Below are 19,777 nucleotides of genomic sequence, written 5' to 3'. Positions count from 1 at the left end.
TAGTACATCATGCCGAGGAAGCCGGTGGTCAGGAAGAAGCCCACGGCGTTGTGGCCGTACCACCACTGCACCATGGCGTCGGTGGCGCCGCTGTACAGCGAGTAGGACTTCAGCAGGCCGACCGGCAGCTCCAGGTTGTTGACGATGTGCAGCATCGCCGTCACCAGGATGAAGGCCCCGAAGAACCAGTTGCCCACGTAGATGTGCTTGGTCTTGCGCTGCATGACGGTACCGAAGAACACCACCGCGTAGGCGACCCACACCACGGCGATCAGGATGTCGATCGGCCACTCCAGCTCGGCGTACTCCTTGGAGGAGGTGTAGCCCAGCGGCAGGGTGATGGCTGCGAGCAGAATCACCAGCTGCCAGCCCCAGAACACGAAGCTGGCCAGCGGACCACCGAACAGGCGGGTCTGGCAGGTGCGCTGCACCGAATAGAACGAGGTGGCGAACAGGGCGCAACCGCCGAACGCGAAGATCACCGCGTTGGTGTGCAACGGTCGCAGGCGACCGAAGCTGGTCCACGGCAGGTCGAAGTTCAGACCCGGCCAGACCAGTTGCGCGGCGATGAAGACGCCAGCCGCCATGCCGACGATCCCCCAGATCACCGTCATGACGGCGAACTGGCGGACCACCTTGTAGTTATAAGCAGTCCTTGTGTTTTCTGTGCTCATTTTCGAGGTTCCACGACTAATGGGCTTGATCGGAAAAAGATCAGCATCAGCATGGATAAACTGCCTCGGATAGATGTTGATACAAATCAAGGCCCTAGGGGGCGTGAGGTCTTTTGCATGGAAAATTCCGAACTTTTGTGCTCCGGCCCGGTCACCGGCGCCCGTGGGCACCTGATCCTCGCCCATGGCGCGGGGGCGCCGATGGACAGTCCGTTCATGCACGAGATGGCCGCGCGCCTGGGCGAGCTGGGCGTGCGCGTGGTGCGCTTCGAGTTCCCCTACATGGCCAGCCGCCGCCAGGGCGGCGGCAAGCGCCCGCCCAATCCGCAGGCCCAACTGCTCGACTGCTGGCGCGCGGTCTGGCGTGCGGTGAACGCACGCGAACCGGGCGCCTGGGCGATCGGCGGCAAGTCGATGGGCGGGCGCATGGCCAGCCTGCTGGCCGACGAACTGGGGGCGGCCGGGCTGGTCTGCCTGGGCTACCCCTTCCATGCCGCCGGCAAGCCGGAGCGGCCGCGGGCCGAGCACCTGGCCGGCCTGCGGACGCCGACCCTGATCGTGCAGGGCGAACGCGACGCCCTGGGCAACCGCGAGCGGGTGGCCGGCTATGCGCTGGCGCCGGCCATCCGCCTGCTCTGGCTGGAGGCGGCCGATCACGACCTCAAGCCGCTCAAGGCCTCCGGCTTCAGCCACGTGCAGCACCTGCAGCGCGCCGCGGAGGCGGTCGCCGCTTTCCTGGCCGCGCAGGGCGGAGCGGGCGGCAGCTCGTAGACCCGCCGCCGAGGTTCAGTCCGCCAGCAGGTGCCGGAGCACGTGGTGGAGGATGCCACCGGCCTGGAAGTAGTCGACCTCCAGGGCGGTGTCGACGCGGCACAGCACCTCGATGCGCTCCTCGGTGCCGTCGCTGCGGCGGATCTCCACGATCAGCTTCTGTCGCGGCCTGAGGCCGCCGGCCAGACCGCGGATGGCCAGCCGCTCGCTGCCGTTGAGGGCCAGGCTCTGGCGGTTCTGCCCGGGCAGGAACTGCAGCGGCAGCACGCCCATGCCGACCAGGTTGGTGCGGTGGATGCGCTCGAAGCTCTCGGCGATCACCGCGCGGATGCCCAGCAGGCGGGTGCCCTTGGCCGCCCAGTCGCGCGAGGAGCCGGTGCCGTACTCCTTGCCGGCGATCACCACCAGCGGCACACCCTCGCCCTGGTAGCGCATGGCGGCGTCGTAGATCGACAGCCTGTCGCCGGAGGGCTGATGCAGGGTGTTGCCGCCTTCCTCGCCACCGAGCATCTCGTTCCTGATGCGGATGTTGGCGAAGGTGCCGCGCATCATCACCTCGTGGTTGCCGCGGCGTGCGCCGTAGGAGTTGAAGTCGGCCGGCGCGACGCCGAGTCCCTGCAGGTACAGGCCGGCCGGCGAACTGGGCTTGATGCTGCCGGCCGGCGAGATGTGGTCGGTGGTGATCGAGTCGCCGAACAGGGCGAGGATGCGCGCCTGCTCGATGTCGGCCAGCACGGCCGGCGGCTGGTCGATGCCGGCGAAGAACGGCGGGTGCTTGATGTAGGTGGAGACCGGGTCCCAGGCATAGGTGGCGCCGCCGCTCACCGCGATCGCCTGCCAGGCCGCGTCGCCGCCGAACACGTCGGCATAGCGGTTGCGGAACATGCCGCCGTCCACCACGGCGACCGCCGCCGCCACCGCGGCGTCGCTCGGCCAGATGTCCCTGAGGTACACCGGTTGGCCGTCGCTGCCGCTGCCCAGCGGCTCGCGGGTGAGGTCGATGCGCGTGGTGCCGGCCAGGGCGAAGGCCACCACCAGCGGCGGCGAGGCCAGCCAGTTGGCCTTGACCTGCGGATGCACGCGGCCCTCGAAGTTGCGGTTGCCGGACAGCACCGAGCTGACGATCAGGTCGTTGGCGTTGACGCAGTCGGCAATCGCCGGCGGCAGCGGCCCGGAGTTGCCGATGCAGGTGGTGCAGCCGTAGCCGACCAGGTTGAAGCCCAACTGATCCAGGTAAGGCGTCAGGCCAGCCTTGGCCAGGTAGTCGGTGACCACCTTGGAGCCCGGCGCCAGCGACGACTTGACCCAGGGGCGGCGACTCAGGCCGCGCTCCACCGCGTTCCTGGCCAGCAGCCCGGCGGCCATCAGCACGCTGGGGTTGGAGGTGTTGGTGCAGGAGGTGATGGCGGCGATCACCACGTCGCCGTGGTGCAGGGCGTAGGGTTCGCCGGCGACCGCGAAGTCGCTGTCCAGCTCGGCCTGGCGTCCGCCGAGCTCGAGCAGCAGGTCGAACTGGGCGCGGATGTCCTCCAGGGCGACGCGGTCCTGTGGCCGCTTCGGCCCGGCCAGCGAAGGCTGCACGCTGGCGAGATTCAGCGCCAGGCTGTCGCTGAAGGTCGGTTCGTCACCGGCCTGGCGCCACAGGCCCTGGGCCTTGCAGTAGGCCTCGACCAGGGCGATGCGCGCCGGATCGCGGCCGGACAGGTGCAGGTAGTCGAGGGTGATCGCATCGACGGGGAAGAAGCCGCAGGTGGCGCCGTACTCCGGGGCCATGTTGGCGATGGTGGCGCGGTCGGCCAGTGGCAGGTGGTCGAGGCCGGGGCCGTAGAACTCGACGAACTTGCCCACCACGCCGCGCTTTCTCAGCTGTTCGGTGACGGTCAGCACCAGGTCGGTGGCGGTCACCCCCTCGCGCAGCTTGCCGGACAGGCGCACGCCGACCACCTCGGGGATCAGCATCGACAGCGGCTGGCCGAGCATCACCGCCTCGGCCTCGATGCCGCCGACGCCCCAGCCGAGCACGCCCAGGCCGTTGATCATGGTGGTGTGCGAGTCGGTGCCGACTAGGGTGTCGGGGTAGGCCAGGGTTTCGCCGCCCTCGTCGCTGCTCCACACCACCTGGGCCAGGTACTCGAGGTTGACCTGGTGGCAGATGCCGGTGCCCGGCGGCACCACGCGGAAGTTGGCGAAGGCCTGCTGCCCCCAGCGCAGGAAGGCGTAGCGCTCGTGGTTGCGCTGCATCTCGATGGCCACGTTGTCGGCGAAGGCGCTGGGATCGGCGAAGCGGTCGACCATCACCGAGTGGTCGATCACCAGGTCCACCGGGGCCAGCGGGTTGATCTTCTGCGGATCGCCGCCGGCACCGGCCATGGCGTCGCGCATGGCGGCCAGGTCGACCACGCCCGGCACGCCGGTGAAGTCCTGCATCAGCACCCGCGCCGGGCGGAACTGGATCTCCCGCTCCGAGCTGCGCTTCTTCAGCCACTCCACCACCGCCCGGCAGTCGGCGGCGCTGACGCTGCGGCCGTCTTCGCTGTGCAGCAGGTTCTCCAGCAGCACCTTGAGCGAAATGGGCAGCTGGCGGAGGTCGCCGAGCTGACGGGCCGCCTCGGGCAGGCTGTAATAGTGGTAGGTGCGGCCGTCGACCTCGAGCTGGCGGCGGCAGGCGAAACTGTCCGGATGCGGCATGGCGGTGTCCTCCAGGCGGGCCGGGCGGCGGGACTCGATCCTCAAGCCTAGTCGGTTCGCCACCCGCCTGCCGTCTGGTTGGCCGCGCCTGCGCTTTGCGCGACAATGCCCGCCTGCCCACAGGAGCCCCCATGTCCCAGCAACCCGACGCCATCCTCGACGCCACCGGCCTGAGCTGCCCCGAGCCGGTGATGCTGCTGCACAACAAGGTGCGTGACCTACCGGCCGGCGGTCTGCTCAAGGTGATCGCCACCGATCCCTCGACCTGGCGCGACATCCCCAAGTTCTGCCTGTTCCTCGGCCACGAGCTGCTCGAGCAGCAGCAGGACGCCGGCACCTACCTGTACTGGATCCGCAAGAAGCTCGACTGAGGGGGCTATGCCCGCACCGCGCGCCGGCCGATGCGCTGCAGGCGCACGCCGAGCAGCACGGCAGCGCAGGTCAGCCCCACCACCAGTCCCTGCCACAGGCCCTGCGGGCCGCTGGGTACACCCAGCCAGTCGCTGAGCCCCAGCCCGTAGCCGATCGGCAGGCCGATGCCCCAGTAGGCCAGCAGGGTGATCAGCATGGTCGCCCGGGTGTCCTGGTAGCCGCGCAGGGCGCCGGCGGCGGTGACCTGGATGGCGTCGGAGAACTGGAACAGCGCCGAATACACCAGCAGCGCGCCGGCCACTGCCAGCACCTCGGCATCCGGGGTGTACAGGCGGGCGATGTCCTCGCGCAGCAGCAGCATCAGGCTGGCCGAGACGCAGGCGTAGGCCAGCGCGGTGGCCATCGCCACCCCCGCCGAGAAGCGCGCCGCGCGCGGCGCACCGCGGCCCAGCGCCTGGCCGACCCGCACCGTGGCGGCCATCGCCAGCGAGTAGGGGATCATGAACACCATCGAGGAGAAGTTCAGGGCGATCTGGTGGCCGGCCACCACGCTGGCGCCCAGGCTGCCGATCAGCAGGGCGATCACCGAGAAGATGCTGGCCTCGGCGAAGATGGCGATGCCGATCGGCAGGCCGATGGCCAGCAGGTCGCGGATCGCCGGCCACTGCGGTCGCTCCAGGTGAGCGAACAGCTGGCTCGAGCGGTACACCGGTGCCCAGCGCACCCACCACAGCATGGCGCCGAGCATGAACCACATGACCAGCGCGGTGGCCCAGCCGCAGCCGACGCCGCCCATGGCCGGCAGGCCGAGCTTGCCGTGGATGAAGATGTAGTTGGCCGGAATGTTCAGCAGCAGGCCGAGGATGCCGATCACCATGCTCGGCCGGGTGCTGCCCAGGCCGTCGCTGAAGCCGCGCAGCACCTGGTACAGCGCCAGCGCCGGGAAGCCGACCGCCACCGCCTGCAGGTAACCCATGGCGGTGGCGCGCAGGGAGTCCTCCACCCCCATCAGCGTCAGCACCGGTTCGGCGCCGAACAGCAGCAGGGTGGCGAGCAGGCCGATGCCCAGCGCCAGCCACAGGGCCTGGCGCACCAGCGGGCCGATCAGCGCATGGTTGCCGGCGCCGACCTTGCGCGCCACCTTGGCGGTGGTGGCCATCAGGATGCCGTTCATCAGCAGCAGCACCGGAATCCAGATCGAGTTGCCCAGCGCCACTGCCGCCAGGTCGCGCGGGCTGACCCGCCCGGCCATCAGGGTGTCGACGAAGCCCATGGCGGTGTTGGCCAGCTGGGCGATGATGATCGGCCCGGCGAGGGCGAGCAGGGCCTTGACTTCGTGGAGGGTGCGGCGGGCGGGGGAGAGCGCGGGTGGAGCGGGCAGGGCGGACATGACGGGCCTCGGAAAGCAGGCGGCCAGTCTAGGCCATGCACCGCAATGGGGCCAGCGCGCGGCTGCCGCCGGCCGGGCCATCTGCGCTAAAGTTGGACAAATTTCCTGACGGACACCCCCATGCGCCTGCTGGCCGACGAAAACATCCCCCTGCTCGACCCCTTCTTCGCGTCCTTCGGCGAGATCCGCCGTCTGCCGGGGCGCGGCATCGACCGTGCCGCCGTCATGGACGCCGACGCGCTGCTGGTGCGCTCGGTGACCCGTGTCGACCGCGTGCTGCTGGAGGGCAGCCCGGTCCGGTTCGTCGGCACCTGCACCATCGGCACCGACCATCTGGACCTGGCGTACTTCGCCGAGGCGGGCATCGCCTGGTCCAGCGCCCCGGGCTGCAACGCCCGCGGCGTGGTGGAGTACGTGCTCGGCGCGCTGCTGGCGCTGGGCGAGCGCCACGGCGCCGAGCTGGCCGCGCGCACCTACGGCGTGGTCGGCGCCGGCCAGGTCGGCGGCCGGCTGGTCGAGCTGCTGCGCGGCCTGGGCTGGCGCGTGCTGGTCTGCGATCCGCCGCGCCAGGCCGCCGAGGGCGGCGACTTCGTCGCGCTGGAGGAGATCATCCGCCGCTGCGACGTGATCAGCCTGCACACCCCGCTGACCCGCGAGGGCAGCGATGCCACCTGGCACCTGCTGGATGGTGCACGCCTCGACAGCCTCAAGCCCGGCTGCTGGCTGATCAACGCCAGCCGCGGCGCGGTGGTCGACAACGCCGCGCTCAAGGCGCACCTCGCCGGCGGCGCCGATCTGGAGGTGGTGCTGGATGTCTGGGAAGGCGAGCCGCTGGTGGATGCCGAGCTGGCGCCGCTGTGCCGGCTGGCCACCCCGCACATCGCCGGCTACAGCCTGGACGGCAAGCTGCGTGGCACCGAGCAGATCTACCAGGCGTTCTGCGCCTGGCGCGGCGAGCCGGCGAGCGTGCGCCTGGCCGAGCTGCTGCCGGCGCCCTGGCTGGGCGAGCTGGTGCTGCACGAGTCGGCCGATCCGGCCTGGGCGCTGGCCACCCTGTGTCGCGCGGTGTACGACCCGCGCCGCGACGATGCCGATTTCCGCCGCAGCCTCGTCGGCGCTGCCGAGGCGCGCCGCGCCGGCTTCGATGCGCTGCGCAAGCACTACCCGATGCGCCGCGAGCTGCCCGAGCTGCGGGTACGGCTGGAAGGGGAGGGGCCGGAGCTGCGCCGCCAGCTGGCGGCGCTGGGCGTGCAGCTGGTCTGAATCAGCCGAACAGGCGGCGGCGTGGCTGGCTGTCCTTCTCCAGCTGGCGGCAGGCCTGCAGGATCATCTGCTCGGTGATCGGAATCTCGCGGCCCTGGGCGTCGATGATCGCGCCCAGGTGCAGGTGGCGCAGCTTGCGTGCGGTCTGGATGGGGGTGGCTTGCGGTTGTTCGCGATGCATGGCGGTCTCTCCTGATCTGCCGATGCCCGGCAGTCTAGAGCGCCCAGGTTAACGCCGGGTTACAGCGGCCCGGAAACGCCAAGGCCCGGACGCAGCGCGTCCGGGCCTTGTTGATTGCACCCTGACTCAGTTCCTGGCGATCAGGTTGCCGGCGTGCAGGCCGCATTCCTTGTGGGTGGCTTCCTCCCACCACCAGCGCCCCTCGCGCTCGTGCTGGTTGGGCAGCACCGGGCGGGTGCAGGGCTCGCAGCCGATGCTGATGTAGCCCTGCTCGTGCAGCGGGTTGTAGGGGATCTCCAGCATGCGGATGTAGCCCCACACTTCCTCGCTGCTCATGTTGGCCAGCGGGTTGAACTTGTATAGCGGCTTGTCGGGCGTGGAGAAGGCGCCGTCCAGTTCCAGCACCGCCACCTGGCTGCGGGTGCCGGGACTCTGGTCGCGGCGCTGGCCGGTGGCCCAGGCGCTGACGCCAGCCAGCTTGCGCTTGAGCGGCTCGATCTTGCGGATGCCGCAGCACTCGCCGTGGCCGTCCTTGTAGAAGCTGAACAGGCCCTTCTCGCGTACCAGCGGTTCGAGCAGGCGCGGATCGGGGGACAGTACCTCGATCTGGATGCCGTAGTGCTCGCGGACCTGCTCGATGAAGCGGTAGGTCTGCGCGTGCAGGCGGCCGGTGTCGAGGCTGAACACCCTGACGTTGCTGTTCAGCTTCCAGGCCATGTCCACCAGCACCACGTCCTCGGCGCCACTGAAGGAGATCCACAGGTCGTCGCCGAAGTGCTCGAAGGCGAGCTTGAGCACCTCCTGCGGGGATTTGTCGGCATAGGCGGCCGCCAGGGCGGCAACATCGAGGGTCTGGCTCATCGGGATGTCCGGTAGATTCGTGGGTAAGGCGTGGCAGCGATGGTACCAGCAAGCTGTTTATGCGATGAAATAACCAAATGCCGCTATTCACCTAACCATGTGGAATATGTGGCGGCGGTTCGGGCGAATTTCTGTCGCGCGCCTCCCTGCGCCGCGTTGCGCCCCGCCGGGCAAGCGGCTAGAGTGCCGCCTCAATTTCTGTCTGTTCATCGAGGAGTCTGCTGTGGAAATCGCCTGCCTTGATCTCGAGGGCGTACTGGTCCCGGAAATCTGGATCGCCTTCGCCGAAAAAACCGGAATCGACGCGCTCAAGGCGACTACCCGCGACATTCCCGACTACGACGTGCTGATGAAGCAGCGCCTGCGCATCCTCGACGAGCACGGCCTCAAGCTGCGCGACATCCAGGAAGTGATCGCCACCCTCAAGCCGCTGGACGGCGCGGTGGAGTTCGTCGACTGGCTGCGCGAGCGCTTCCAGGTGATCATCCTCTCCGACACCTTCTACGAGTTCTCCCAGCCGCTGATGCGCCAGCTCGGCTTCCCGACCCTGCTGTGCCACAAGCTGGTCACCGACGAGACCGACCGCGTGGTGGACTACCAGCTGCGCCAGAAGGATCCCAAGCGCCAGTCGGTGATCGCCCTGAAGAGCCTGTACTACCGGGTGATCGCCGCCGGCGACTCCTACAACGACACCACCATGCTCAGCGAGGCCCACGCCGGCATCCTGTTCCATGCCCCGGACAACGTGATCCGCGAGTTCCCGCAGTTCCCGGCGGTGCACACCTACGAGGACCTCAAGCAGGAGTTCCTCAAGGCGTCCAGCCGCAAGCTCAGCCTGTAAGCGCTGACTGATGTGAAAGCGAGGCCCGCCATAGTGCGGGCCTCGTCGTTTCTGGCGGACGGAAGTACAGGGCGGCGGCAGATGTAGAAATGGAGCCCGTGCTTCTCAGGGAGAGGGCTCCGCCAGACGGCTTAGCGGAATGCCAGATCCCTGAGTGCCAAGGTGATTTGGGGGAAGACGATCAGCAGCGCCGACATCAGTAGCAGGATGGCGAAGAAAGGGAGGCTGCCGCGGATCACCTCGAAGTAGGGGCGCTTGAAGATGGCGATCGCGGTGAAGATGTCGCAGCCGAATGGTGGCGTCGCCGAACCGATGGCCGCCTGCAGGGTGATGATGGTGCCAACCAGCACCGGGTCCAGGCCGGAGGCCTTGATCGCCGGGGTGAAGATTGGCACGAGGATCAGCATCACCACGATCGGGTCAACGAACATGCAGCCGATGAAGAAGGCTACCGAAATGATGATCAGCAGTTCGGTTGGCGAGGCGCTCATCAGACCGATGCCGGCGAGGATCTGTTGGGGAATCTGTGCGAAGGAGATGACCCAGGAGAACGCGGAGCCTGCAGCGACCAGGATGAAGACCACGGCAGTGATCAGTCCGGTGGACAGTGCGATGGAACCCAGTTCCTTCAGATGCAGGCGCCGGAAGATCACGACTTCGAGCACCAGCGCGTAGAGCACTGAAATCGAGGCGGCTTCAGTCGGGCTGAATGCCCCGGAATAGATGCCGCCGATGCAGATGACCGGCAGCAGCATGGGCAGGATGGCGCGGCGGCACAGGCGCAGCCGCTCACTCCACGGCATGGCCGGAGCCTGCGGAATCCCTTCGCGGCGCGCGTAGAAGTAGCAGTAGGCCGAGAGCAGCAGCATCAGTATCAGGCCGGGGCCGATGCCGGCGATGAACAGCTCGGCCACCGAGGTTCCCGACACCACGCCGTAGATGATCATGCCGATGCTTGGTGGGATCAGCAGGGCGATGTCGGAGGCATTGATGATCAGGGCGAGCACGAAGCTGTCCTTGTAGCCCTGCTGCAGCATCTTGGGCCGCATGATGCTGCCGACGCCGACCACGGTGGCCTGGGTGGAGCCGGAGACCGCGCCGAACAGGGCGCAGCTCACCGCCGTGGTGATGGCCATGCCTCCGCGCATGTGGCCGACGAAGGCCATGGCGACATCGAGCAGACGGTTGGCGGTGGCGCCGCGGGTGATGATGTCGGCGGCGAGAATGAACATCGGCACGGCGACCAGGGCGGCCGGGCGGATGCCGGCGATCATCTGCTGGATGATGAATTCCGGTCCCATGTTGAAAAAGGCGACGAAGCCGATCCCGGCCGCGGCCAGTAGGGTGGTCATCATCGGGAAGCCCAGCAGCAGGAGGCTGAGCATCACGATCAGCAGTACGGTTGTCATGTCCATGGCGGCGGGCTCAGGCTTGGGGCGGGAGAGAGGTGTGGGGGTTGCAGCGCGACGCGTCGATGCAGCCACTCAGCACCATGAGCTGCAGGCTGGCATGGCGCAGGAACTGCAGGCCGGTCAGGCCAAGGCCAAGGGGAATCACCATGTAGATGTAATGGAGGGGGAGCTGCAGGGCCGATGAGGCGCGACCGATCCGGGCCGCGCTCTGGACGTAGCCGATCGATGCCCAGGTCAGCCAGAGGATCAGGCCGGCGGTGAGCAGGTTGATCAGCAGCAGGGCCAGGGCTGCGCTGCGCCCGCGCAAATGTTCGATGCAGGCGCTCATGCTGATGTGGCGGGCATGGCGGGCGGCGAAGCTGCAGCCAACGAAGGTGATGAAGATGACGAGGAACTGGTTGAGCTCCTCGGAGAAGTACAGGCTCTGGTTGAACAGGTAGCGTCCGAAGACGTTGACGACCGAGTTCAGGGCCATCAACAGAACCGAGGCAGCCAGGATACAAGCCTCCAGTTTGTCCAGCACCCAGTCCAGTTTTCGCAAGTAAACCATGGGGACCTCCAGCCGCCAGGCAAGGCGGGCAGTTGTTTTTGTTTTACGTCTCCGACCTTATCCCTGGCTAAAAATCACGTCAATTTTTGCTTGTCATGATTCTTTCTGAATTGATCCGATATTGTTGTGGTTTTTGCTGCGCTCTCAGAACACGAAGTGCAATGGCGCCGGCGAGGTATCCAGCAGTTCCCTGAGGGTGCGCAGCCCCACCTGCAGGCGTGAGCGGCTCTGTTCGGCTCCCAGGGTGATGCGTACGTGGCGGTTGTCCTGATTGGGGCCGGGCAGGAAAGGCTCGGCCGGATGGATCATCACGCCTTCCTGGCGGGCGTAGCGAACGAACTTCTCTGCCTGCCAGTGCTCGGGCAGCTCGGCCCAGATGAGCATACCGTTGGGGTGGGCCTTGTAGCGGCAGGGGCCGAGCAGCTCGCGAGCCATCTGCTGGCGCGCGGCGAATTCCTGTTGCTGGTAGGCGATCATCTGGTCGAGCGTGCCGTCCTGCATCCACCAACTGGCGATCTCGAAGGGCATCAGGGTGGCCATCCAGGTGGTACTGCGCAGGCGGCCGACGGCTTGGTGCACGAGGTTGGGCGGGGTGATCAGATACCCGGCGCGCATGCCCGGCAGGGTCACCTTGGTCAGGCTGGTGGCATAGAAGCTGCGATTGGGCAGCAGGGCAGAAAGTGGCGCCGAGCGGTTCGGCTCCAGCGAGCCATAGACATCGTCCTCGATCACCAGCAGGTCGTGCCGCTCGACCACTTCGGCAATCGCCTGGCGACGTGCAGGGCCCATGGTGTCGCTGGTCGGGTTGTTCATCGTCGGCGTGCAGAACAGCACCCTTGCGCCGCCTTGCCGGCAGGCGGCGTCCAGGGCCTCCGGCAGCAGTCCTTGCTCGTCGGTGTCCACGCCCTTGAGCTTGAAGTGCAGGGTCTGCGCCAGGGCCATCGGCAGCATGCCTGTTTCCCGCTCACACAGCACGGTTTCGCCAGGCTTGACCACCGTGGCCATGGCAATGGTCAGGGCGTGAGCCGCACCGTTGCAGAACAGCATGTGGTCCGGGTTGGCTGGCATTTTCTGCTGGTGGCTCAGCCAGTCGCAGACCACCTCGCGATGCCGGCTCAGGCCCTCGGTGGGATGGAACGAGGTGATGAAGTCCTCGCGTCCCTCGCGTGCCAGGCGCTCGAGTGACTCGCGGTAGAGGCGCACATGACGAGGCGTGCACACCGGATGGGCGGTGGAAAGGTCGATGCCACGATGCGGGTTGTCCTGCTCGTCGGTGGATAGGTAGTCCGCCTCGCTGTTCAGGGTGCGGCTGCGCACGAAGGTGCCGTTGCCGACCTGGGCGTAGATCACGCCCTCCTTCTCGGCATGGGCGTAGGCGTTGCTCACCGTCTGTACGCTCACGCCCAGTTGTTCGGCCAGTTCGCGATGAGTGGGCAGGCGGCTGCCGGGTTGCAGTGCGCCGCTGTTGATGGCTTCGGTCAGTGCGTTGCCGATGGCGAGGTACTTGGGCTGCCCATTGCGGATGAAGGGCTTCAGGTCAATTGTCATGGTTCAATATTTTCCTTGACGGCAATTTGTACTGGTATGAATACTGCGCACCAGGCCGGATTGACTTGTCTTTTTGAAAATCATTCTAGCCCATCTCAGTACAATGCAGTGAACAAAATGTCCATTCCGAGATGTAGTCATGAATGAAACGACTCTGAGCTTCAGTCGGGAGGAGTACGCCCAACGCCTTGCCAAGGTGCGCCGCGCCATGGTCGAGCGCGGTCTGGACGTCCTCATCGTGCACGACCCGTCCAACATGGCCTGGCTCACCGGCTATGACGGGTGGTCCTTCTACACCCCGCAGTGCGTGGTGGTCGGTCAGTCGGGCAATCCGCTGTGGTATGGCCGTGGCATCGATGCCAATGGCGCGCGCCGCACGGTCTATCTGCCCGAGGAGGATATCGCCTCCTACAGCGACCGTTATGTCATGAATCCGCCGCATCACGCGCTCGATTACCTCTGCGAGGAAGTTCTGCCCGGTCGCGGCTGGACGCAGGGCACGATCGGCGTGGAGATGGACAACTACTACTACAGCGCCACTTCGCACCAGGCGCTGCTGCGCGGCCTGCCCGAGGCTCGCCTGGTCGACGCCACCGGCCTGGTCAACTGGTGCCGGGCGATCAAGTCGCCGACCGAGGTGGAGTACATGCGCGTCGCTGCGCGCATCGTCGAGAACATGCATCGGGCGATCATCGAAATGGTCGAGCCGGGCCTGCCCAAGAACGTTCTGGTAGGCGAGATCTACCGGGTGGCCTGTGAGGGGCACGACGGCAAGTTCGGCGACTACCCGGCCATCGTGCCGATGCTGCCCTCCGGCAAGGATGCCTCGGCGCCGCACCTGACCTGGGACGATCGTCCGTTCCGCAAGGGTGAGGGCACCTTCTTCGAGATCGCCGGTTGCCACAAGCGCTACCACTGCCCGCTGTCGCGCACGCTGTACCTGGGCGAGCCGCCGGCGGCGTTCCGCAGGGCCGAAGAGGCGATCAATGCCGGTCTCGAGGCCGGCCTGGCGGTGGCCAAGCCCGGCAACACCTGCGGCGATATCGCCCGCGAGCTCAACAGCACCCTGCGTCGCTACGGCTACGACCGCGGTGACAATCGCTGCGGCTACCCCATCGGTCTGAGCTATCCGCCGGACTGGGGCGAGCGCACCATGAGTCTGCGTGAAAGCGACCAGACGGTGCTCAAGCCGGGGATGACCTTCCACTTCATGCCGGGACTCTGGCTGGACGACTGGGGGCTGGAAACCACGGAGAGCATCCTGATCACCGAGACGGGCGTGGAAACCCTCTGCGATTTCCCGCGACAACTGTTCGTCAAGCCCTGAGTGGAGTGTGCGATGACTACATCCAACAAGGCAGGTCTGGCGGCGCTGGGAGGCGCCGCTCTGCCGGCCACGACCATCAGCGCGACGGTCGACTTCGAACGTGACGGTGTCCAGCACGGCTTCCTCAAGCTGCCGTACTCCCACGACCAGTCCGCCTGGGGCTGCATCATGCTGCCGGTCACCGTGGTGAAGAATGGCAGCGGGCCGACGGCCCTGCTGACCGGCGGCAACCATGGCGATGAATACGAAGGCATCACCGCGCTGCTCAAGCTGGCCGCCGAGCTGCGCGCCGAGGACGTGCAGGGCAGGGTGATCATCGTCCCGGCGATGAACTTCCCGGCGGCGCGCAACGGCAGCCGTACTTCGCCGATCGACAAGGGCAATCTCAATCGCGCCTTCCCCGGCCACCCGCACGGCAGCATCACCGAGCGCATCGCGGACTATTTCCAGCGCTATCTGGTACCGATGTGCGACTACGCACTGGATATCCACTCCGGCGGCAAGACGCTGGACTTCGTGCCCTTCGCGGCGGCTCATCGCCTGCCGGATGCCGCCCAGGAGGCGCGCTGCATCGAGGGCGCCCGCCTGTTCGGGGCACCGGCCTGCATGGTGCTGTTCGAGCTGGATGCCGCCTCGCTGTACGACACGGCGGTCGAGGCGCAGGGCAAGGTGTTCGTGACCACGGAGCTGCGCGGCGGTGGCACCACCACGCCGGAAACCATGGCGATCGCCGATCGCGGCGTGCGCAATTTCCTGCGCTTCGCCGGCATCATCGAGGGGGAGCCGGAGCTGCCGGACGAGGCGCCGCTACAGCTCGACATGCCGGATGCCAGCTGCTATGTGCAGAGCATCCATGAGGGCATTCTCGAGCTGACCTGCAGTCTCGGTCAGCGGGTCAGGCGCGGCGATCTGGTCGCTCGTGTGCATACCCTCGAGCGCACCGGCGTGTCGCCGGCCGAGTATCGCGCCGAGCGGGACGGCGTGCTGGTCGCCCGGCGTTTTCCCGCCCTGGTCGCCATCGGCGATACGGTGGCTGTGATTGCCGATGTGCTGTGACGCGTAAGGGTCGCACCCCCCACGCGTCCGGAAAAACAAGAAAAACACAAGAACTGTGGAGGCATCACGATGAGCAAGATCGTTAGTCGCTTCAAGCGCGCAGCACTGGTCGCCGGGATGGGACTGGCGCTGCTGGGGCAGGCTGGCCTGGCTGCGGCCGAGGAATGGAAGTTCGCCCTGGAGGAGGTCAGCGGCAGCGTGCAGGACGCCTACGCACAGAAGTTCAAGCAGCTGATCGAGGAGAAGAGCGGTGGTGACGTCAAGGTCACCGTCTATCCCTATGGGGCGCTCGGCGAGTCCGAGGATCTGACCGAACTGGTCGCCAACGGGGTGCTGCAGTTCGCCCATGGCTCCACCGGCATCCTCGGCTCCACTGTGCCGGAAATGCAGCTGTTCACGGTGCCCTACCTGCTTTCCCAGGATAACCGGGTCAATCGACAGGTGCTGTCTTCCAGTCCGACTATCTACGGCCCCCTGGCCGACAAGCTCAAGCAGCGCAACCTGCGGCTGATGAGCATGTATCCGGAAGGGGAGATGGTCTGGACCACCAACAAGGAGATCCGCAAACCTGCCGATTTCGCCAACTTCAAGATGCGGGTGATGGCTTCGCCGATGCTGGTCGAGACCTACAAGGCATTCGGCGCAGTCCCGACTCCGCTGCCCTACTCGGAAGTCTATGGCGCTCTGCAGTTGAAGATGATCGACGGTCAGGAGAACCCGATCTTCGCCATCGAGGAGATGAAGTTCTACGAGGTGACTGACGTGCTGACCTGGCCGGGCCACCAGCAGTTCACGGTCGGCGTACTGTCCAGCGAGTCCTGGTACCAAGGCTTGCCCGAGGCACGCCGCAAGCTGATCGACGAGACCATCGCCGAGCTGTCGCCCTATATCTTCGACGTCCAGGCCCGCTACAGCGACGAGCGTCTGGCCAAGATCCAGCAGACCAAGCCGGGTATCCGCCTGGTCAGGCTCTCGGCCGAAGAGCAGGAGGCGTTCCGCAAGGCCAGCCAGCCGCTGCGTGACACCCTAACCAAGCTGGCCGGCCAGGAAACCCGTGCGATGCTCGACCAGATCGAGGAGGAAATTGCCGCACTGGAAAAGCGCTGAGTGGGATGACGGGGGCGCGCAACCAGTCGCTGCCCGAGAGCTCGAACCGATCCTGACTTTGGCCGGCGATGCAGTTCGCCGGCCTTTTTTTCATCTGGCGCGGCCCCGTCCGCGCAGGAGTTGCAACATGCGCCTGGACAGTTACGACCTGAAGATTCTGCGCATCCTTCAGCAGAACGGACGCATCACCAAATCCAGCCTGGCCGAGGCGATCAACCTGTCGGTCAGCCCCTGCTGGGAGCGCGTCAAGCGCCTCGAGGAGGCAGGCATCATCCGCGGCTATGGTGCCTGGATCGACACTGAGGTGCTGCTCAAACGGGTGGCCGTCCTGGTGGAGGTCACCCTCAAGCAGCACAATCGCGAAGCCTTCGTCCGCTTCGAAAGGGCCATGGAGGCCTGTGCCGAGGTCACCGAGTGCTACGCCACCGGTGGAGGCGTGGACTACATCGTCAAGGTCATGACCCGTGACATCGATCAGTACCAGCGGCTCGTGGACCAGTGGCTGATGGCCGATCTGGGCATCGAGCGCTACTTCACCTACATCGTCACCAAGACGATCAAGCAGAGTGAACCACCCCTGGACGTCGAGTCGGCGGGCCCTGCCGAAAAAAGCGCCTGAGACTCCCGGGACAACAGAAAAAAGCGCTTTCCGCGTGCTGGTGAAGAGAAAACATCACCTCACCCACCCCCCTAAAGTAGAGCCGTCAACAAGAACAATCGGTTGCCACCCCGTGACGCAACCGGTCCGCTCAGGGGAGCTGCACACATGAACAACCTCAACGATCCGCGCCTGTTCCGCCAGTTGGCGTACGTCAACGGCAAATGGGTGGCTGGCAACGATGGCCGCGACGAAGCGGTCAGCAATCCGGCCAGCGAAGCGATTCTCGGCCGCTGCACGCTGCTCGACGAAGGGCAAGTGGGTGGCGCCATCGATGCGGCCGAAGCGGCGTTCCCGGCCTGGCGTGCTCTGTCGGTGGACGCCCGTGGCGCCATCCTGCACCGCTGGCACGATCTGCTGCTGGCCAACAAGGAAGACCTGGCGCGGCTGATGACCCTCGAGCAGGGCAAGCCGCTCGACGAGGCGCGCGGCGAGATCGACTACGCCGCCTCCTTCATCCGCTGGTTCGCCGAGGAGGCCCGCCGCGCCTACGGCGAGACCATCCCCAGCCACATCCGCAACGCCCAGCTCGGCAGCGTCCGCGAGCCGATCGGTGTCGCCGCGCTGATCACACCGTGGAACTTCCCCTGCGCGATGATCACCCGCAAGGCCGCCGCGGCCCTGGCCGTCGGCTGCACCGTGCTGGTCAAGCCGGCTGGCGAGACGCCGTTCTCGGCGCTGGCGCTGGCCGAACTGGCCGAGCGCGCCGGTTTTCCGGCCGGGGTGTTCAACGTCATCACCGGCGAGCCGGTGATGGTTTCCCAGGTGCTCTGCGCCAGCGACAAGGTCAAGGCGCTGTCCTTCACCGGCTCGACCCGCGTCGGTCGCCTGCTGCTCGAGCAGGCTGCGCCCACCGTGAAGAAGTGCTCCATGGAACTGGGTGGCAATGCGCCCTTCATCGTGCTGCCGGACATGGATGTGGAGCAGGCCGCGCAGGCGGCCATCGATGCCAAGTTCCAGACCACCGGCCAGGACTGTCTGGCGGCCAACCGCATCTTCGTGCACAGCTCGCTCTACGAGCCGTTCCTCGAGGTGTTCGCCCGCCGCATGGGCGAGCTGACCGTGGGCGACGGCCTGGAGCGTGGCGTGAATCAGGGCCCGCTGATCAATGCCCGGGCGGTGGCCAAGGCGCGCGAGCTGGTCGAGGACGCCGTGACCAAGGGGGCCCGCCTGCTGGTCGGCGACCAGAGCGAGGCGCCGGGCGCCAACTTCTTCATGCCGACCCTGCTGGCCGACGTGACCCCCGCGATGCGCGTGTACCGCGAGGAGAACTTCGCGCCGGTCGCCGGAGTGCTGGCCTGGAGCGACCTCGAGGAGCTGATCGCCCAGGCCAATGACACCGAGTACGGACTGGCCGCCTACGTCTACGGCTACGACATCCGTCTGGTGTGGAAGCTGTTGCGCGGTCTGGAGTACGGCATGGTCAGCGTCAACTCGGTGAAGATGACCGGCCCGCCGGTGCCCTTCGGTGGCGTCAAGCAGTCCGGCCTCGGTCGCGAAGGCTCGCGTCACGGCCTCGATGAATACAGCCAGATCAAGTACTACTGCCTGGGTGGCCTGCCCAGCGCCAGCGGCAGCTGATTTCCGCACAGCTGCGCCAAACCTATCCGCATCTATTGCAACGAGGGCAATGCCATGACTATCGACACCCAGAAGATCATCGAGATCGACCGCCAGAACGTCTTCCACGCGTCCACCCACCTCAAGCAGCACGCCCACGGCGAGAGCCCGGCCCGCATCATCACCGGCGCCAAGGGCATCCGCATCGAGGATTCGCTGGGCAATCAGCTGATCGACGGTTTCGCCGGCCTGTACTGCGTGAACATCGGCTACGGCCGCACCGAGATGGCCGAGGCGATCTACGAGCAGGCCAAGCAGCTGGCCTACTACCACACCTACGTGGGTCACACCACCGAGGGGCTGGCCATGCTTTCGGAGCGCATCGTCAAGCTCGCCGGCCAGGGCATGAGCAAGGTCTACTACGGCATGTCCGGCTCGGACGCCAACGAAACCCAGCTCAAGCTGGTCTGGTACTACAACAACATCCTCGGCCGCCCCGAGAAGAAGAAGGTCATCTCCCGCGACCGCGGCTACCACGGTTCGAGCATCGCCTCCGGCTCGCTGACCGGCCTGCCGCTGTTCCACGCCCACTTCGATCTGCCGCTCGAGCGCATCAAGCACACAGTGGCGCCGGTCTACTACCGTCGTCCCGACGACGCCATGAGCGAGCTGGAGTTCTCCCGTTACTGCGCCGCCAAGCTGGAGGAAATGATCCTCGCCGAGGGACCGGACACCGTGGCTGCGATGATCGGCGAGCCGGTGCTCGGCACCGGCGGCATCGTGCCGCCGCCGCAGGGTTACTGGGCGGAGATCCGCAAGGTGCTGGACAAGTACGACATCCTCTTGATCGCCGACGAGGTGGTCTGCGGTTTCGGCCGGCTGGGCGTCGACTTTGGCTCGCAGTACTACGAGATGAAGCCGGACCTGATCACCGTGGCCAAGGGCCTGACCTCGGCCTACCAGCCGCTGTCCGGGGTGATCGTCGGCGAGCGCGTCTGGCAGGTGCTGGAGCAGGGCACCGACACCTACGGCGCGATCGGCCACGGTTACACCTACTCCGGCCACCCCATGGGCATCGCCTCGGCGCTCACCAACCTGGACATCATCCAGCGCGAGAACCTCACCGGCAATGCGCGCGACACCGGCGCCTACCTGCAGCAGCGCATGCAGGAGACCTTCGCCAACCATCCGCTGGTCGGCGAGGTGCGCGGCATCGGCCTGCTGGCTGCCCTGGAGTTCTCCAGCGACCGCTCCAAGCGTCAGCACTTCGACCCCAGCCTGAAGGTCGGCCCGCAGATCTCCGCGGCCTGCCTCGAGGAGGGTCTGATTGCCCGCGCCATGCCGCACGGCGACATCCTCGGCTTCGCTCCGCCGCTGGTGGTGACCCGTGACGAGGTGGACGACATCGTCGCCCGCGCCGAACGTGCCGTGAATCGCGTTACCGACAAGCTGATCAGCAGCGGCGCCTGGCAGGCCAAGTAAGCCAGCGCCAGGGGGCCGTGACCGATCAGGTTGCCG

Annotated in this window: 18 protein-coding genes; 10 read left to right on the top strand and 8 right to left on the bottom strand. The window is 66.6% G+C overall.

Annotation, left to right across the window (positions count from 1 at the left end):
• Positions 1 to 674: cbb3-type cytochrome c oxidase subunit I (locus E5198_RS11440; RefSeq protein WP_178084063.1), on the bottom strand; the 674-nt coding region annotated here is incomplete at its 3' end.
• Between the two features lie 117 nt (positions 675 to 791).
• Here E5198_RS11440 and E5198_RS11435 point away from each other — a divergent pair.
• On the top strand, positions 792 to 1,445 hold the full coding sequence (locus E5198_RS11435) for an alpha/beta family hydrolase (RefSeq protein ID WP_256659061.1): 654 nt from the start codon (positions 792 to 794) through the stop codon (positions 1,443 to 1,445).
• Positions 1,446 to 1,460: 15 nt separating this feature from the next.
• Here E5198_RS11435 and acnA read toward each other — a convergent pair whose 3' ends face one another.
• Positions 1,461 to 4,133, bottom strand: coding sequence for an aconitate hydratase AcnA (gene acnA, locus E5198_RS11430; RefSeq protein ID WP_136490121.1), 2,673 nt, complete (start codon positions 4,131 to 4,133; stop codon positions 1,461 to 1,463).
• A gap of 131 nt (positions 4,134 to 4,264) precedes the next feature.
• On the opposite strand from acnA, the gene tusA reads away from it, so the two are divergent.
• Entirely contained in the window at positions 4,265 to 4,504 is a 240-nt protein-coding gene (gene tusA / locus E5198_RS11425) for a sulfurtransferase TusA (protein ID WP_136490118.1), read from the top strand.
• Positions 4,505 to 4,509: 5 nt separating this feature from the next.
• Here tusA and E5198_RS11420 read toward each other — a convergent pair whose 3' ends face one another.
• Positions 4,510 to 5,895 carry an MATE family efflux transporter gene (locus E5198_RS11420; RefSeq protein WP_136490117.1) on the bottom strand — a complete coding sequence of 462 codons (1,386 nt, stop codon included), beginning with the start codon at positions 5,893 to 5,895 and terminating at the stop codon, positions 4,510 to 4,512.
• Between the two features lie 120 nt (positions 5,896 to 6,015).
• On the opposite strand from E5198_RS11420, the gene pdxB reads away from it, so the two are divergent.
• Positions 6,016 to 7,158, top strand: coding sequence for a 4-phosphoerythronate dehydrogenase PdxB (gene pdxB, locus E5198_RS11415; protein ID WP_136490116.1), 1,143 nt, complete (start codon positions 6,016 to 6,018; stop codon positions 7,156 to 7,158).
• A gap of 1 nt (position 7,159) precedes the next feature.
• On the opposite strand, the gene E5198_RS11410 is transcribed toward pdxB, so the two are convergent.
• Positions 7,160 to 7,339 (bottom strand): PA1571 family protein, encoded by a 180-nt coding sequence (locus E5198_RS11410; RefSeq protein ID WP_136490115.1) that lies wholly within the window; start codon positions 7,337 to 7,339, stop codon positions 7,160 to 7,162.
• A 126-nt stretch (positions 7,340 to 7,465) separates the two neighbouring features.
• Positions 7,466 to 8,200, bottom strand: a complete 735-nt coding sequence (locus tag E5198_RS11405; RefSeq protein WP_136490114.1) for a phosphoadenylyl-sulfate reductase — start codon at positions 8,198 to 8,200, stop codon at positions 7,466 to 7,468.
• Between the two features lie 223 nt (positions 8,201 to 8,423).
• On the opposite strand from E5198_RS11405, the gene thrH reads away from it, so the two are divergent.
• Positions 8,424 to 9,041 (top strand): bifunctional phosphoserine phosphatase/homoserine phosphotransferase ThrH, encoded by a 618-nt coding sequence (gene thrH, locus E5198_RS11400; protein WP_136490113.1) that lies wholly within the window; start codon positions 8,424 to 8,426, stop codon positions 9,039 to 9,041.
• Positions 9,042 to 9,172: 131 nt separating this feature from the next.
• Here thrH and E5198_RS11395 read toward each other — a convergent pair whose 3' ends face one another.
• The 3 genes from E5198_RS11395 to E5198_RS11385 form a co-directional block, all read right to left on the bottom strand.
• Positions 9,173 to 10,450: a TRAP transporter large permease gene (locus E5198_RS11395; protein ID WP_136490120.1), complete on the bottom strand. Its 1,278-nt coding sequence runs from the start codon at positions 10,448 to 10,450 to the stop codon at positions 9,173 to 9,175.
• A gap of 16 nt (positions 10,451 to 10,466) precedes the next feature.
• Entirely contained in the window at positions 10,467 to 11,003 is a 537-nt protein-coding gene (locus E5198_RS11390; RefSeq protein WP_136490112.1) for a TRAP transporter small permease, read from the bottom strand.
• Positions 11,004 to 11,147: 144 nt separating this feature from the next.
• Entirely contained in the window at positions 11,148 to 12,551 is a 1,404-nt protein-coding gene (locus E5198_RS11385; RefSeq protein ID WP_136490111.1) for a PLP-dependent aminotransferase family protein, read from the bottom strand.
• 139 nt (positions 12,552 to 12,690) lie between these two features.
• Between E5198_RS11385 and doeA the strand changes: the two genes are divergently transcribed.
• The 6 genes from doeA to E5198_RS11355 all read left to right on the top strand — a co-directional run bounded on the left by doeA (position 12,691) and on the right by E5198_RS11355 (position 19,741).
• Complete coding sequence (doeA, locus tag E5198_RS11380; protein ID WP_136490110.1) at positions 12,691 to 13,878, top strand: ectoine hydrolase DoeA; 1,188 nt, start codon at positions 12,691 to 12,693, stop codon at positions 13,876 to 13,878.
• A 12-nt stretch (positions 13,879 to 13,890) separates the two neighbouring features.
• Positions 13,891 to 14,934, top strand: a complete 1,044-nt coding sequence (gene doeB / locus E5198_RS11375; protein ID WP_136490109.1) for a N(2)-acetyl-L-2,4-diaminobutanoate deacetylase DoeB — start codon at positions 13,891 to 13,893, stop codon at positions 14,932 to 14,934.
• Positions 14,935 to 15,003: 69 nt separating this feature from the next.
• Positions 15,004 to 16,041 carry a TRAP transporter substrate-binding protein DctP gene (dctP, locus tag E5198_RS11370; protein ID WP_136490108.1) on the top strand — a complete coding sequence of 346 codons (1,038 nt, stop codon included), beginning with the start codon at positions 15,004 to 15,006 and terminating at the stop codon, positions 16,039 to 16,041.
• Between the two features lie 127 nt (positions 16,042 to 16,168).
• Positions 16,169 to 16,660 (top strand): Lrp/AsnC family transcriptional regulator, encoded by a 492-nt coding sequence (locus tag E5198_RS11365; RefSeq protein ID WP_136490107.1) that lies wholly within the window; start codon positions 16,169 to 16,171, stop codon positions 16,658 to 16,660.
• 147 nt (positions 16,661 to 16,807) lie between these two features.
• Complete coding sequence (locus E5198_RS11360) at positions 16,808 to 18,280, top strand: NAD-dependent succinate-semialdehyde dehydrogenase (RefSeq protein ID WP_136490106.1); 1,473 nt, start codon at positions 16,808 to 16,810, stop codon at positions 18,278 to 18,280.
• A gap of 54 nt (positions 18,281 to 18,334) precedes the next feature.
• Positions 18,335 to 19,741 (top strand): aspartate aminotransferase family protein, encoded by a 1,407-nt coding sequence (locus E5198_RS11355; protein ID WP_136490105.1) that lies wholly within the window; start codon positions 18,335 to 18,337, stop codon positions 19,739 to 19,741.
• Positions 19,742 to 19,777: the final 36 nt, after the last annotated feature.

Origin of the sequence: Pseudomonas sp. A-1 (assembly GCF_004801855.1) — a bacterium.
In the GTDB taxonomy this organism is placed as follows: domain Bacteria; phylum Pseudomonadota; class Gammaproteobacteria; order Pseudomonadales; family Pseudomonadaceae; genus Geopseudomonas.
The sequence above is the reverse complement of the archived record's forward strand: the minus strand, read 5'-3'. Positions and strand labels throughout refer to the sequence as shown.